This is a genomic window from Acidovorax sp. FHTAMBA (assembly GCF_038958875.1).
Classification (GTDB): Bacteria; Pseudomonadota; Gammaproteobacteria; order Burkholderiales; family Burkholderiaceae_C; genus Acidovorax.
In genome coordinates, this window is sequence record NZ_CP152407.1 from 1,692,111 (window position 1) to 1,705,434 (window position 13,324).

14 protein-coding genes are annotated in these 13,324 nt (G+C 64.8%); 3 read left to right on the forward strand and 11 right to left on the reverse strand.

The features are described 5' to 3' along the window. The first annotated feature begins 26 nt into the window (after positions 1-26). Positions 27-683: a DedA family protein gene (locus AAFF19_RS07850; protein ID WP_008906376.1), complete on the forward strand. Its 657-nt coding sequence runs from the start codon at positions 27-29 to the stop codon at positions 681-683. A gap of 110 nt (positions 684-793) precedes the next feature. Here the strand turns inward: AAFF19_RS07850 and AAFF19_RS07855 are convergent, their stop codons facing one another. The 7 genes from AAFF19_RS07855 to cyoA form a co-directional block, all read right to left on the reverse strand. Further along, a complete protein-coding gene (locus tag AAFF19_RS07855) occupies positions 794-1,351 on the reverse strand; it encodes a response regulator transcription factor (protein WP_008906377.1) in 558 nt (185 codons plus the stop codon). Positions 1,352-1,355: 4 nt separating this feature from the next. Further along, positions 1,356-2,684: an ATP-binding protein gene (locus AAFF19_RS07860; protein ID WP_182119498.1), complete on the reverse strand. Its 1,329-nt coding sequence runs from the start codon at positions 2,682-2,684 to the stop codon at positions 1,356-1,358. Continuing rightward, positions 2,665-3,408 (reverse strand): SURF1 family protein, encoded by a 744-nt coding sequence (locus AAFF19_RS07865; protein WP_342721839.1) that lies wholly within the window; start codon positions 3,406-3,408, stop codon positions 2,665-2,667. The genes AAFF19_RS07860 and AAFF19_RS07865 overlap by 20 nt, the downstream gene beginning before the upstream one ends. A 68-nt stretch (positions 3,409-3,476) precedes the next feature. Continuing rightward, on the reverse strand, positions 3,477-3,905 hold the full coding sequence (cyoD, locus tag AAFF19_RS07870) for a cytochrome o ubiquinol oxidase subunit IV (RefSeq protein ID WP_342721629.1): 429 nt from the start codon (positions 3,903-3,905) through the stop codon (positions 3,477-3,479). Further along, positions 3,906-4,538, reverse strand: a complete 633-nt coding sequence (gene cyoC, locus AAFF19_RS07875) for a cytochrome o ubiquinol oxidase subunit III (RefSeq protein WP_342721630.1) — start codon at positions 4,536-4,538, stop codon at positions 3,906-3,908. Beyond that, positions 4,531-6,534 (reverse strand): cytochrome o ubiquinol oxidase subunit I, encoded by a 2,004-nt coding sequence (gene cyoB, locus AAFF19_RS07880; protein WP_342721631.1) that lies wholly within the window; start codon positions 6,532-6,534, stop codon positions 4,531-4,533. The genes cyoC and cyoB overlap by 8 nt, the downstream gene beginning before the upstream one ends. Before the next feature lie 67 nt (positions 6,535-6,601). Beyond that, complete coding sequence (gene cyoA, locus AAFF19_RS07885; RefSeq protein WP_342721632.1) at positions 6,602-7,657, reverse strand: ubiquinol oxidase subunit II; 1,056 nt, start codon at positions 7,655-7,657, stop codon at positions 6,602-6,604. A gap of 248 nt (positions 7,658-7,905) precedes the next feature. Here cyoA and AAFF19_RS07890 point away from each other — a divergent pair, with 248 nt between their 5' ends. After that, positions 7,906-9,246 carry an MFS transporter gene (locus tag AAFF19_RS07890; RefSeq protein ID WP_342721633.1) on the forward strand — a complete coding sequence of 447 codons (1,341 nt, stop codon included), beginning with the start codon at positions 7,906-7,908 and terminating at the stop codon, positions 9,244-9,246. A 34-nt stretch (positions 9,247-9,280) separates the two neighbouring features. On the opposite strand, the gene AAFF19_RS07895 is transcribed toward AAFF19_RS07890, so the two are convergent. The 3 genes from AAFF19_RS07895 to AAFF19_RS07905 all read right to left on the reverse strand — a co-directional run bounded on the left by AAFF19_RS07895 (position 9,281) and on the right by AAFF19_RS07905 (position 11,268). Then, on the reverse strand, positions 9,281-9,496 hold the full coding sequence (locus tag AAFF19_RS07895) for a hypothetical protein (RefSeq protein WP_342721634.1): 216 nt from the start codon (positions 9,494-9,496) through the stop codon (positions 9,281-9,283). 126 nt (positions 9,497-9,622) lie between these two features. After that, positions 9,623-10,567 carry a DMT family transporter gene (locus AAFF19_RS07900; protein ID WP_182119504.1) on the reverse strand — a complete coding sequence of 315 codons (945 nt, stop codon included), beginning with the start codon at positions 10,565-10,567 and terminating at the stop codon, positions 9,623-9,625. Positions 10,568-10,764: 197 nt separating this feature from the next. After that, positions 10,765-11,268, reverse strand: a complete 504-nt coding sequence (locus AAFF19_RS07905) for an MgtC/SapB family protein (protein WP_008906387.1) — start codon at positions 11,266-11,268, stop codon at positions 10,765-10,767. A 415-nt stretch (positions 11,269-11,683) separates the two neighbouring features. Between AAFF19_RS07905 and AAFF19_RS07910 the strand changes: the two genes are divergently transcribed. After that, positions 11,684-12,274, forward strand: a complete 591-nt coding sequence (locus tag AAFF19_RS07910) for an NAD(P)H-dependent oxidoreductase (RefSeq protein ID WP_008906388.1) — start codon at positions 11,684-11,686, stop codon at positions 12,272-12,274. 43 nt (positions 12,275-12,317) lie between these two features. On the opposite strand, the gene AAFF19_RS07915 is transcribed toward AAFF19_RS07910, so the two are convergent. After that, positions 12,318-13,268 (reverse strand): nitronate monooxygenase, encoded by a 951-nt coding sequence (locus AAFF19_RS07915; protein ID WP_008906389.1) that lies wholly within the window; start codon positions 13,266-13,268, stop codon positions 12,318-12,320. Positions 13,269-13,324: the final 56 nt, after the last annotated feature.

Below are 13,324 nucleotides of genomic sequence, written 5' to 3' on the forward strand. Positions count from 1 at the left end.
ACGCCCGGCTTGCCGCCGGCCTCCCCATGGAACTGGTCACCTTTCTGATCGACTTCATCCTGCACATCGACAAGTATCTGGAGATGTTTGTGCAGAACTACGGCGCCTGGGTGTATGCGCTGCTGTTCCTCATCGTGTTTGTGGAGACGGGCGTGGTGGTGATGCCGTTTTTGCCCGGCGACTCGCTGCTGTTCATCGTGGGAGCGCTGTGTGGTGCGGGGATGATGAGCTTTCCGCTGGCCTGCACCATCCTGATCGTGGCGGCCATCCTGGGCGACCAGTGCAATTATTCGATCGGGCGGTACTTCGGGCCCAAGGTGTTCCAGTGGGAGGACTCGCGCTGGTTCAACCGCCGTGCGTTTGACCAGGCGCACAACTTCTACGAGAAGTACGGCGGCATCACCATCGTGCTGGCGCGCTTCATGCCATTTATCCGCACCTTTGCTCCGTTTGTGGCGGGCGTGGCCGAGATGAGCCGGGGCAAGTTCACGGCGTACAACGTGGGGGGCGCACTCATCTGGGTGCTGGGCATTTGCTCGGCGGGGTATTTCTTTGGCAACTTTGCCTGGGTGAAGGAGAACCTGGACAAGATCATCTGGGCCATGATCTTTGTGCCCGGCCTGATTGCCATCTTTGGCGCGTGGCGCGCGGGCCGGCAGGCCAAGGTGCCGGATGCGGCCTGAAGCAAATTGCTACTGAAAATATAGCTGCTGGCGCTTGTTGGATAAGCGCTGGAGGCATATTTGACCAATATTTTCAGGCGGGGCCGCAGCCATGGCAGCCTGCAAGGGGCCTACCGGACCTGCTTCTTCTCCAGCTTGCGGGTGAGGGTGCGCCGGTGCATGCCCAGGCGCCTGGCCGCTTCCGACAGGTTGAAGCCGGTTTCTGCCAGCACTTCGTGGATGCGCTCCCATTCCAGCGTCTTGATGGAGCTTGAGCGGTTGGTCAGTTCCACCTCGGTGTTGCCCGCCTTCAGCCCGAACGCGGCCTCGATGTCGTCGGTGTTGGAGGGCTTGGCGAGGTAGTGGCAGGCGCCCAGCTTCACGGCCTCCACGGCGGTGGCAATGCTGGCAAAGCCGGTCAGCACCACGATCAGCATGGCATCGCTGGCCGCATGCAGTTTTTGCACGCAGGCCAGGCCCGACGCCTCGCCCTTGAGCTTGAGGTCCACCACGGCAAAGCCTGGCGTGTGCTGCAACAGCAGCGCCTCCACGTCGGCCAGGCTGGCAGCCTGCAGCACGCGGTAGCCGCGCCGCTCGAACGAGCGCGCCAGCGTGCGCGCAAAGGCCTCGTCGTCCTCCACGATCAGCAGCAGGGGTGGCGGTGGTTGCGCGTCGTCGGTGTCGGTCATGGTGTCAGGTCTTGGCACCCGCAAGGGCTACTGCAGAAAGCGGCAGGTCAATCGTCACTTCGGCGCCCCCCTCGGGGCGGTTGCGGGCTGCCACGCTGCCACCCAGCGTGCGGGCCACATTGAGCACCAGGTACAGCCCCAGCCCCCCGCCCGGACGGTTTTTGGAAGACTGGTAGGGCGTTCCCAGCTTGGCCAGCATGTCCGGGGAAAACCCGGGGCCCGTGTCGGTGACCGTGATGCGCAGCGCATCGGCATGGCGGCTTACCGCCAGCCGTACCCAGCCCGGAGACGCATCGCGGGCATTGTCCAGCACATTGAAAACCATCTGCTTGAGCGTGGTGTCCGACACCATGGGCGTGTCGGCGCCAAAGTCGTTGTCGTAGATGAACTGCGGCATCGAGCGCGTGCGGCGCCATTCGTCGGCCAGGGCATCCACAAAGGTGCGCACGGTGGTCTGCATCGAGGCTTCGCCGCGTGTCTCCCCGGCCGACAGCAGAATGCCGCTCACGATGCTCTTGCAGCGCTGCACCTGGGTCTGCATCTCGTCCATCTCTTCCTTCAGCGCCGGGTTGGCCGCCAGGCGCTTGTCGTGCTGCCAGTCGCCCAGGATCACCGCCAGGGTCGATAGCGGTGTTCCCAGCTCGTGTGCCGCGCCCGAGGCCAGCAGGCCCATGCGCACGATGTGCTCTTCTTCCACACGGCGCCGGCGCGCTGCCGCCAGGCGCGCGTCGCGCTCGCGCAGGTTCAGGTTGATGCGGGTGATGAAGACCACCACCAGCGTGGCGTTGAGCACAAAGCACACCAGCAGCCCGATCACATACAGGCTGGACAGCCCCTGGTGCAGGTCCTGCGGCAGATCCAGCGGCAGGTGGTGGTTGGCCAGCACGCCAAAACCCAGCAGCGTGATGGCCACCATCGACCAGATGTAGGTGCCGCGCAGCAGCACCGCCCCCAGCGTGATCTGCAGCAGGTACAGGAAGACAAAGGGGTTGCTGGTTCCGCCGCTCAGGTACAGCTGCACGGTCAGCACTGCCACATCGATGAGCAGGGCCAGAAACAGCTCGGTGTTGCGCACCACCACCGCAGTGCGCATCCGCAGCAGGCTCACCACGTTGAATACAGCCAGGCAGCCCACCACCAGCAGCATCTCGCGCAGCGGTAGCGTGAGGCCCAGGGCGTAGTGCGCCATCAGGATGGTGAACACCTGCCCGATGACGGCGATCCAGCGCAGCTCGATCAGCTGCTGCAGGTTCTTGATGCCCGCCGCGGCATCGGCCGAGCGCGCGCTGCGCGGCGGCAGGATGGCAGCAGGGTCAGGAAGAGGGCGATTCATGGGATGGTGTGGCGGGGGCGGCGGGCGCGCGCAGGCGACGTTCGTAGCGTGCCACATACCACCCAGCGCCTACGACCATCAGGGCCATTGCATACCAGGTGAGCGCATACACCAGATGGCTGTTGTGAAACCGCACCACCGTCATGCCGGCACGCGGCCATGCCGCCGCAGGCGCTGCAGCCGCCGCAGGCGCTGCGCCCGGCAGGCCGGCATCCACGAAATAGGGCGCAACGCGGGGCAGCCCGACCGCCTGGGCGATGGCTGCCACGTCGCGCGAATACCACCGCTGCTGCGCCGGGCTGTTGCTGCGCAAAAAGCCGCCATCCGGCTCCGTCATGCGCAGCAAACCCTGCACCGTGGCCGCGGTGGGGGTGCCGGGCGGCAGGGGCGTGGCGATCCATTGCGCGCGCTGGTCCTGGGGCACAAAACCGCGGTTCACCAGCACCTGGGTGCCGTCGTCCTGCTGCAGCGGGGTGACCACCCAGAAGCCTGCACCCAGCTCGGTCACGGCCTGGGTCAGCACGGTCTTGTCGCCCAGCCAGTGGCCTTGCAGGGTGACGGGCAGGTATTCATGGCTGGCGGCATTCACCCCCGGCCATTCGGCCGCAGCAGGTGCGGGCGTGGGGGCCGCGTGCACGCGCTGATCCACCCGCTCCATCACGGCGAGCTTCCATGCGCGCCGCTCCACCTGCCAGGTGCCCAGCGCGAGGAAGCCCACAAACATGGCAATGCCCGCCAGCAGCAGCACCACGTGGCGCAGCCGCCAGCGCTTTGCGGCGGGCAGGCTGGTGGTCAAGGCCGTGGGTGCCCAGGCGCCTCATGCACCGGTGGCATCGGGGTGGGGTGCTCGGGCATCATGTTGGCATTCATGTGGAACATCACCCACAGGGTGCCCGCGATGGCAATCGCCACGAACACCACGGTGAAAATGGTGGACAGCAGGGTCCAGCCGCCTTCCACCTTGCTGTTCATGTGCAGGAAGTAGACCATGTGCACCAGGATCTGCGCCACGGCAAACCCGCCCAGCACCAGCACGGCGGTGTTGCGGTCGGCGATCACCTTGGTCATGACGAGCCAGAACGGAATGGCCGTGAGGATGACCGACAGCACAAAGCCGATCATGTAGCCCGAGAACGTGCTGTGCGGGCCGTCGTCGGCGTGGTGGTGGTCGTCATGCCCGGCGGCGGTATGGTGTGCGTGAGTTGTGTGTTGCGCGCTCATTTACAGCACCCCCATCAGGTACACAAAGGTGAAGACACCGATCCAGACCACGTCCAGAAAGTGCCAGAACATCGACAGGCACATCAGCCGGCGGGTGTTCTCGGGGATCAGGCCGTGTTTCTTGATCTGCAGCATCAGCACCACCAGCCAGATCAGGCCGAAGGTGACGTGCAGGCCGTGCGTGCCCACCAGCGTGAAGAACGCCGACAGGAAGGCGCTGCGCTGCGGCGTGGCGCCCTGCTGGATCAGGTGGGCGAATTCGTAGATTTCCAGTGCCAGAAAGCACAGGCCGAAGAAGCCGGTGACGGCCAGCCACAGCAGCGTGCCGTTGACGTCGCGTTGCTGCTTGCGCAGCATCGCAAAGCCGAAGGTGATGGACGACAGCAGCAGGAAGGCCGTGTTGATGGCTACCAGCGTGAGGTCGAACAGCTGCGCCCCGGTAGGGCCGGCCGCATAGCTGCGGCCCAGCACGCCATAGGTGGCGAACAGGGCGGCAAAGATGAGGCAGTCGCTCATCAGGTACAGCCAGAAGCCCAGGGCGGTGCCGTTTGGGGGGTGCGGTTCCTGCGCGAGGTGGTACGCGCGCGGGGCGAGGGCGCCAGCGGCGCCAGCTTGGAGGCGAAGTTCAGACATGGCGGGCCAGTTGCAAGGTGCGGGCTTCTTCCGTGGCAACCACCTGGGACGCCGGGATGTAGAAGTCACGCTTGTAGTTGAACGTGTGAATGATCGAAGCGAGCAGCAGCGCGGCAAACGACACGCCGGCCAGCAGCCACATGTGCCAGATCAGCGCAAAACCGACCACCAGCGACAGGGCCGAGATGACGGCGCCCGAGGCGGTGTTGGCAGGCATGTGGATGGGCGCAAAGCCGGTGAGCGGGCGCTGGTAGCCGTGCTTTTTCATGTCCCACCAGGCGTCGATCTCGTGCACCACGGGGGTGAAGGCAAAGTTGTAGTCGGGCGGGGGCGACGAGGTGGCCCATTCCAGCGTGCGTCCGTCCCAGGGATCGCCGGTCCAGTCGCGCAGCTGGTCGCGCTTGAGGTAGCTCACCACGATCTGGATCAGGAAGCAGGCGATGCCCAGCGCAATCAGGAAGGCGCCGAACGCCGCGATCTGGAACCAGATCTGCAGGGACTGGTCTTCAAAGTGGTTGGCACGGCGCGTGACGCCCATCAGGCCCAGCACATACAGCGGCCCGAACGCCACCCAGAAGCCCACCACCCACAGCCAGAAAGAGCGCACGCCCCAGGTGCGGTCGAGCTTGTAGCCAAAGGCCTTGGGGTACCAGTAGTTGATGCCGGCAAACAGGCCGAACAGCACGCCGCCGATGATCACGTTGTGGAAGTGCGCAATCAGGAACAGGCTGTTGTGCAGCACGAAGTCGGCCGGGGGCACGGCCAGCAGCACGCCGGTCATGCCGCCAATGGCAAAGGTCACCATGAAGGCCACGGTCCACATCATGGGCAGCTCGAAGCGGATGCGGCCCTTGTACATGGTGAACAGCCAGTTGAAAATCTTCGCGCCCGTGGGGATCGAGATGATCATCGTCGTGATGCCGAAGAACGTGTTCACGCTGGCACCCGAGCCCATGGTGAAGAAGTGGTGCAGCCACACCAGGTACGACAGGATGGTGATCACCACCGTGGCGTACACCATGGAGGTGTAGCCAAACAGGCGTTTTTTGCAGAACGTGGCCACCACTTCGGAGAAGATGCCAAAGCACGGCAAGATCAGGATGTAGACCTCGGGGTGGCCCCAGATCCAGATCAGGTTCACGTACAGCATGGCGTTGCCGCCCAGGTCGTTCGTGAAGAAATTGGTGCCGATATAGCGGTCCAGCGACATCAGCACGAGCGCCGCCGTGAGCACGGGGAACGAGGCCACGATCAGCGCGTTGGTGCACAGGGCAGTCCATGTGAAGACGGGCATCTTCATCAGGTTCATGCCGGGTGCGCGCATCTTGATGATGGTCACGATCAGGTTGATGCCCGAGAGCGTGGTGCCCACCCCCGCAATCTGCAGCGCCCAGATGTAGTAATCGAGCCCCACGCCAGGGTTCTGGTTGCCCAGGTTGGACAGCGCCAGCCAGCCGGCGGTGGAGAACTCGCCCAGGAACAGCGACACCATCACCAGCACCGCGCCCGCCGTGGTCATCCAGAAGCTGAAGTTGTTCAGGAACGGGAACGACACGTCGCGTGCGCCGATCTGCAGCGGCACCAGGTAGTTCATGAGGCCCGTGACCAGCGGCATGGCCACGAAGAAAATCATGATCACGCCGTGGGCGGTGAAGATCTGGTCGTAGTGGTGCGGCGGCAGGTAGCCCATGTTGTCGCCAAAGGCCATGGCCTGCTGCAGGCGCATCATCACGGCATCGGCAAAGCCGCGCAGCAGCATCACCAGGCCCAGGATCATGTACATGATGCCGATGCGCTTGTGGTCGATGCTGCAGATCCAGTCGCGCCAGAGCGTGCCCCAGAGCTTGAACTTGGTGACGGCGGCCATCAGGGCCAGGCCCCCCAGCATGGTGGCGATGAAGGTCCACAGCACGATGGGCTCGTGCGCCATTGGTATGGAATCCCAGGTGACTCGGCCCAGGGCCCAGTGGGTGTCAGGAACAGTGACGGGTGACATAAACACTCTTTGTTGGCAAAGCGCCAGCGCCGCCCGGCGGCTGCTGGCACATCAGGTCAAGGGCGGGTCATTCGGCGCGGGGGGTGCGCGGTGTGGGGCTGGCCTCCAGGCTGGCCACCACCTGCTCGGCGTTTTGGGAGGTGCACACGTCCTGCGGCAGGTTCAGGCCCATGGCGCGCACATAGGCTTCGCCACCGTTCTCGTCGATGGCCATCATGTGGTGCATGCACATCTTGCCGTCCTCGACGCAGCGGTTCAGCACCTTGTCGTACAGGCCCTCTTCCACGCTGGCAAAACGCTGTACCGGGTCGCGTTCGCTGGGCTGGGCCAGGGCGAGGTAGGTGTTGCGGTCCAGCGGTTTGCCTTCGCTGCGGTTCCTGGCCACCCACTGCTCAAATTCCTGCTGGCTGAGTCCGTGGAACCGGAAGGTCATCCCCGAAAAGCCCGAGCCGCTGTAGTGCGTGGACATGCCCTTGTAAACGCCTGGCTTGTTGATCACGGCGTTCAGCTCGGTCTGCATGCCGGGCATGGCGTAGATCATGCCCGCGAGGTCAGGCACGTAAAACGCGTTCATCGTGGACGTGGCCGTGAGCTTGAACAGGATGGGACGGTCCACCGGCGCTGCGAGTTCGTTCACGGTGGCAATGCCCTGCTCGGGGTAGAAGAACAGCCACTTCCAGTCCATGGCCACCACCTGTACCTCCAGCGGGGTGGATTGCGCGTCCAGCGGCTTGGTGGCCGAAATGCGGTCCAGCGGCCGGTACGGGTCGAGCTTGTGGGTGCCGATCCAGGTCAGCGCGCCCAGCGCGATGATGATGAGCAGCGGCACTGTCCAGATCACCAGCTCCAGCGTGGTGGAGTGGTGCCAGTCAGGGTCGTAGTCATCTTCGGTGTTGGCCGCGTTGTTGTGGCGGTATTTCCAGGCAAACCACAGCGTGAGGGCGATCACCGGCACGATGATGATCAGCATCAGCAGCGTGGCCTGGATGACCATGTTCCCTTGCTGGGCGGCAATGTCGCCCGCGGGGTTGAGGACGACCGCCTTGCTGCAGCCAGCCAGACTGCCGACGGCAGCCACGGCGGCGAGCCAGGCGGGTCGGGGAAGTGGAAGTAGTTTGAGCATGTGGGTGCGCTGTCAGAGCGTTTGTTCAGGGTAAACGCGGATAACGGGTTGCCTGGGAATGTACTAGCGCTAGCTTTTTTGTCGATTGGACATTTTGTCCAAGGTCAAACCGCTTCGCCCCAAATTGGTGCATTCGGGGGTTTGCAGGACATTTCTTGCGCTGGGTCTAGTGAAAGCGCACTTGTGGCATGCCGCACTTGCGTGTAGAACGAAGTTGTCTTAGCTACCCCATCTTGAGGAACCCGTTCATGAGCAGCCCCGCTACTGCCACTTACCCCGCGGCCGGATTTGAAGAAAGTGCCGCCTCCCTATCGCGGGCTGATACGCATGAGGACGTGACACCCGGTGAAATCGCGGTCGGCGTGATCATCGGGCGCTCGTCCGAATACTTTGACTTCTTCGTGTTCGGCATTGCCTGCGTACTGGTTTTCCCGTCGTTCCTGTTTCCCTTCCTTTCGCGCCTGGATGGCACGCTGATGGCGTTTGCCCTGCTGGCCGTGGCATTTGTCGTCCGGCCCGTGGGCACCGCCATTTCGATGGCGATCCAGAGGCGATGGGGCCGGGGCACCAAACTCACCATCGCGCTGTTCCTGCTGGGCGTCTGCACGGTGGGCATGGCCTTTTTGCCGGGCTACAAGGACGTGGGGATGACCGCCGTGGTGGCGCTGCTCATCTTGCGCATTGGCCAGGGGCTGGCACTTGGGGGTTCGTGGGATGGCCTGCCATCGCTGCTGGCCATGTCGGCGCCCAAGGAGCGCCGTGGCTGGTACGCCATGATCGGCCAGCTGGGCGCCCCGCTGGGGTTTGTGCTTGCGGCGGGGCTGTTTGCCTATCTGTACAGCAGCTTGAGCCTGCAGGAGTTTCTGGCCTGGGGTTGGCGTTACCCGTTCTTTGTGGCTTTCGCCGTGAACGTGGTCGCGCTGTTTGCCCGCCTGCGTCTGGTGGTGGGCCAATCGTATTCAGAGCTGCTGAAAGAGCGTGAACTGCAGCCGGTGCCCGTGAGCCGTGTGGTGCGCGACGAAGGCAGCAATGTGCTGCTGGGCGCTTTTGCTGCGCTGGCCAGCTTTGCACTGTTCCACCTGGTCACGGTGTTCCCGCTGTCGTGGATCACGCTGTACTCCGACCAGCCCGTCACGCAGATTCTGGGCGTGCAGATCGTGGGAGCGTTTCTGGCTGCAGGCGCCATCATGGTGTCGGGCTGGCTCTCCGATCACCTCGGGCGCCGCAAGCTGCTGGGCGGCATGGCGGTGCTGATCGGTGTGTTCAGCTTCATGGCGCCTGTGCTGCTCAACTCCGGCGAAGTGGGCAGCACCATGTTCCTGCTGCTGGGGTTTGTGCTTCTTGGTCTGTCCTATGGTCAGGCATCCGGCACGGTCACGGCCAACTTTTCGCCAAGGTACCGCTATACCGGCGCCGCCCTGTCGGCAGATCTGGCGTGGATCATCGGCGCCGCATTTGCACCGCTGGTGGCCTTGTACCTGTCAGCCCAGTTCGGGCTGCTGGCGGTCACGGTGTACCTGCTGTCGGGCGTAGCCTGCACACTGGGTGCGCTGAACCTGAACCGGCGCATGGAGCGGCGCTATCGCTAACTGAAGGGAGTGCGGCGGGCCGGTTGCGAGGGAGTTAGTCCGCCAGACGGATTCTCCCGTCGCGGACGTACTGGTTGAATTGGTCTTTGGGGATGGCGGCAGAGCCTGCAGCCTCGTTGTCTGCGGTCCAGCTCAGTGTCATGCTGTCCTTGGAGGCGTCCAGTTCAACCGGGCCCTTGGGGATGGTCAACGGCGCTCCGTCGCCCGGGGTGTAAGTGACGTGGCCTGCGATGGTGGCGTGCTGGGTCATGGGGAAGTCCTTTGCGGCAATGCCGAAGTGGTGGGACTCCATTGCACGGCAACAGCGTGCCTGCGGGTGTAAGAACAGGCCGTGCCGCTGCGCGGGCAGAGGTCGCTACCCGCCGTTTTCGTCATCTCACGGCGGGATGACCGCCTGCGTTCTCTCCTGCCGCACCAGATACAGCCCGCTGCCAATGATGATGGCTCCGCCGAGCAGGGTGGAATAGCCGGGCACCGTTTGCCACAGCACCCAGTCCAGCCCCATGCCCCAGGCCAGCGCGGTGTACTCAAACGGCGCCACCACCGACGCCTGCCCGTGCCGGAACGCTTCGGTGATCGCCAGTTGCCCCAGAAACCCCGTGACGGCCAGGCCCGCCACGAGCGGCCAGTGCACCTGCGCCACCGCCACCCACCGGGGCCACGCCAGCGCGCCCGCACCCAACGCCAGCAGCACCGTGGTCCAGAACACCAGGCTTGCGCTGGAATCCGTACGCGTCAAGACCCGCCCCGTGATGGCAGAAACGGCATAGCCACACGCTGCGCCCAGCACGGCCAGCGCACCCAGGCTGAAGAACGCGTCCTGGCTCGGCCGCAGGGCCACCAGCACGCCCACCATGCCCAGCCCGATCGCCACCCAGTGCGCTGCGCGAACCTTCTCGCGCAGCACCACGGTGGAAAGCGCCGTGATCAACAGCGGCGCGATGAAAAACAGCGTGTACGCCTCGGCCAGCCCCAGCTCCTTGAGGGCATAGGCAAACAGCGCCAGCATGGCCACATTGATCACACCGCGCAGCAGATGCAGCGGCCAGCGCACCTTGAGCAACCCGCCCACTTCGCGGCGCCACAGCACATACAGCACCACCAGCGGAAGCGCCGCCCCGCCGCGCAGCGCCGCCACCTGCATGGCTGGGTAGTTGGCCGACAGGGCTTTCAGCAGGGCATCCATCAGCGAAAAGCATCCCACCGCAGCCACCATGGCGACGATGCCGCGCAGGTTGGCAGAGGCCTGGGTCTCGGCGGTACCAGGGCCGGCAGTGGCAATGGCCGCCGGCTGGAGGGTGGAATCGTCCGTGCGCTTCATCGGCGCCCAGCAGGCGACACGCTGCTGTCGGGGGCGCTGGGAGAAACGCGGCAAGGCGCCGTGCGGAAAAGGCAGCTCGGCTGCAGTGAATGGCTTTGCATGGGGCAAATGGACTGGCCCGCAGCACGTGAAGTGTGCACTGGAGCCCTTGGGGACGATGGTCAAAAAGTGTAGCTCAGCCCGCCCTGATGGCGTGCTCAACCGGATTTGCGAGCCGAGGTGCGGACCCACTTGTCATGCAGCATCGGGATGGCCCACAGCACCAGCAGCGCCAGCGCCGTGGTGAGCACTGCTGTCGCCTCCTGCCCCAGCCCGGCCGCCACGCCAATGGCTGCGGTCAGCCAGATGCCCGCGGCGGTGGTCAGCCCCTTCACCTGGCTTTCGGCATCGCCTTTGAGGATGGTGCCCGCACCCAGGAAGCCAACGCCCGCAATGATGCCCTGCAGCACCCGGCTGTTGTCCGCAGGGCCGATGCCCGCCTGCTGCGACACCAGCACAAACAGCGCCGCGCCCATGGCCACCAGCATGTGGGTGCGCACGCCCGCCGCCTTGCCGGCGTGCTCGCGTTCCCAGCCCAGCAGCCCGCCGAGCAGACCGGCCATCCCCAGGCGCACCACGATGCGCGTGGCCTGCGCGATGTCGGGCACATCCGAAAACTCCGATGCCACCGTGGACGCAATCTGTTGCCACCAGCCGCTCATGGTGCGGCCCCAGGGTGCAGGGCCGTGGCGCAGACGCGCTGGGGGGGATGTGGGAGAACTGTGGCCATAAGTTTCTTGTGGATGGATGTACCGGTAGGGCCGGTGCCGCGGCTTCGCAGCCAATGTCGCCGATGGATGTGCGGGCGTCCACCGGCGCCGGGCGCGGGCAGCGGTAGGACGCTGCCGACGCACAGCCCTACGTTTTTTGCCATTTGATACTGGAAATATCTGGTCAAATTGGCCTCCAGCGCTTATGTGTAAAGCGCTGACAGCTATCAATTTGATACTTTTCTCACCCGGTGCTGCTGCGGCGGCGCGACCTGTGCGTAGCCTGCAAGATTTCGCTGGTTGAACCTGTGACAGCGGCGTAGAGTCTGAATCCGTTTGGGAAGTGGCACGCCCACAAGGAGCTTGAATGGACCCCCAACGTATTGTGCTGATCCAGGGTCACCCGGATGCGACCGCGCCCCACCTGTGCCACGCCCTGGCGCAGGCTTATGCAGACGGCGCCATCGCTGCGGGGCATGAGGTGCGGCAGATCGATATCGCCGCCATCGACTTCCCCTGGCTGCGCAGCCAGCACGAGTGGGAGCTGGGGCTGCTGCCCGCATCGCTCAAGCCTGCGCAGGCCGACATTGGCTGGGCGCAGCACATCGTGCTGTTTTTTCCGCTGTGGCTGGGTGACATGCCGGCGCTGCTCAAGGGCTTTCTGGAGCAGGTGGCGCGGCCCGGCTTTGCGTTCACCGCCGAGGGCAGCAACCCCTTTGGCCACAAAGGCCTCACCGGTCGCAGCGCGCGTGTGGTGGTCACCATGGGCATGCCGGCGCTGGTGTACCGCTGGTACTTTCGCGCGCACAGTGTGAAGTCGCTGGAGCGCAATATCCTGGGCTTTGTGGGCATCGCCCCTGTGAACGAAACGCTGGTGGGCAGCGTGGAGCAGCTGGGGGACGACGGCGTGGCCAAGTGGAAGCGGCGCATGCAGGCATTGGGCGCCAAGGCCGGGTAGGAGTGCGGGCAGGCCGGCAGCAGCCCGCTGCCCCGGATGCGGATCAACCGAACGTGCGTGCAGCGGCCAGCGCGCCCATCCGCTGGCTGATGGCAAAGAACTCCGCCACGGTGTCGTCAATGATCTGCTGCGCGGTGTTGACCGAGTCAATCAGCCCTGCAGTCTGGCCCGCCAGTGCAGGCGCGGCCTCCATGTCGCCGTCGAAGTACACGCGCTGGATGCCCGCAAAGCTGTCGGCGGGCATCAGGCCCGCCTCGTGGATGGCCTGGGTGCGCTGCGACTTGAGCGCGCGGATGCAAGGGCTGGCCTTGGTGTTGAGCATCCAGGTGCCGGTCACGCCCGCATCGACGATGGCGTTCTTGTAGTTGGCGTGCACGGGGCTTTCGGCGCAGCTCACAAAACGCGTGCCCATCTGCACCGCCTCAGCCCCCAGTGCAAAGGCTGCGGCCATGCCGCGCCCGTCGCAGATGCCCCCGGCCGCGACCAGCGGCACATCCACCCGCGCACGGATGGCCTGCAGCAACACCAGGGTGGAGACTTCTTCGGGGTTCTTGAAGCCGCCGCCTTCGCCGCCTTCGACCACCAGGCCGTCAATGCCCGCGTCCACGCATTTGAGCGCGGCGTCCACCGTGGGCACCGCGTGGTACACGGTGATTCCCGCGTCCTTGAGCGGCGCGATGAACTTGGCCGGGCTGCCGGCCGAGGTGGTCACAAACTTCACGCCCGATGCGCACACAAAGCGCAGCATGGCGTCGTCCTTCAAAAAGCGGATGGGCAGGTTCACGCCAAACGGCAGGCCCAGCGCGCTCATCTTGGTGATCTCGGTCTGGCAGTTGGCGGTTTCGCCAGAGGACGTTTCGATGATGCCCAAGCCGCCAGCGCGCGACACCGCCGAGGCCAGCTGCGTGCGCGCAATCCAGCCCATGGGCGCCTGGATGATGGGGTAGCGCGCACCGGTGTGGGCAAGGACGCGGTTGGTGGCGGGTGCGGTCATGGGCGGAGTCTCCTGATTTTTGGGAGTGCCCATTATTTCGATGGGTGTGCCGTCAC

Excerpts from the sequence above, each read along its gene's own strand:
- cyoC (WP_342721630.1), bottom strand. The coding sequence starts at position 4,538 with ATGTCTGAACTTCGCCTCCAAGCTGGCGCCGCTGGCGCCCTCGCCCCG.
- AAFF19_RS07915 (WP_008906389.1), bottom strand. The coding sequence starts at position 13,268 with ATGACCGCACCCGCCACCAACCGCGTCCTTGCCCACACCGGTGCGCGC.
- AAFF19_RS07865 (WP_342721839.1), bottom strand. The coding sequence starts at position 3,408 with ATGTTTGTGGGCTTCCTCGCGCTGGGCACCTGGCAGGTGGAGCGGCGC.
- cyoA (WP_342721632.1), bottom strand. The coding sequence starts at position 7,657 with ATGCTCAAACTACTTCCACTTCCCCGACCCGCCTGGCTCGCCGCCGTG.
- AAFF19_RS07890 (WP_342721633.1), top strand. The coding sequence starts at position 7,906 with ATGAGCAGCCCCGCTACTGCCACTTACCCCGCGGCCGGATTTGAAGAA.
- AAFF19_RS07855 (WP_008906377.1), bottom strand. The coding sequence starts at position 1,351 with ATGACCGACACCGACGACGCGCAACCACCGCCACCCCTGCTGCTGATC.
- AAFF19_RS07895 (WP_342721634.1), bottom strand. The coding sequence starts at position 9,496 with ATGACCCAGCACGCCACCATCGCAGGCCACGTCACTTACACCCCGGGC.
- AAFF19_RS07850 (WP_008906376.1), top strand. The coding sequence starts at position 27 with ATGGAACTGGTCACCTTTCTGATCGACTTCATCCTGCACATCGACAAG.
- AAFF19_RS07860 (WP_182119498.1), bottom strand. The coding sequence starts at position 2,684 with ATGAATCGCCCTCTTCCTGACCCTGCTGCCATCCTGCCGCCGCGCAGC.
- cyoB (WP_342721631.1), bottom strand. The coding sequence starts at position 6,534 with ATGTCACCCGTCACTGTTCCTGACACCCACTGGGCCCTGGGCCGAGTC.
- cyoD (WP_342721629.1), bottom strand. The coding sequence starts at position 3,905 with ATGAGCGCGCAACACACAACTCACGCACACCATACCGCCGCCGGGCAT.
- AAFF19_RS07900 (WP_182119504.1), bottom strand. The coding sequence starts at position 10,567 with ATGAAGCGCACGGACGATTCCACCCTCCAGCCGGCGGCCATTGCCACT.
- AAFF19_RS07905 (WP_008906387.1), bottom strand. The coding sequence starts at position 11,268 with ATGAGCGGCTGGTGGCAACAGATTGCGTCCACGGTGGCATCGGAGTTT.
- AAFF19_RS07910 (WP_008906388.1), top strand. The coding sequence starts at position 11,684 with ATGGACCCCCAACGTATTGTGCTGATCCAGGGTCACCCGGATGCGACC.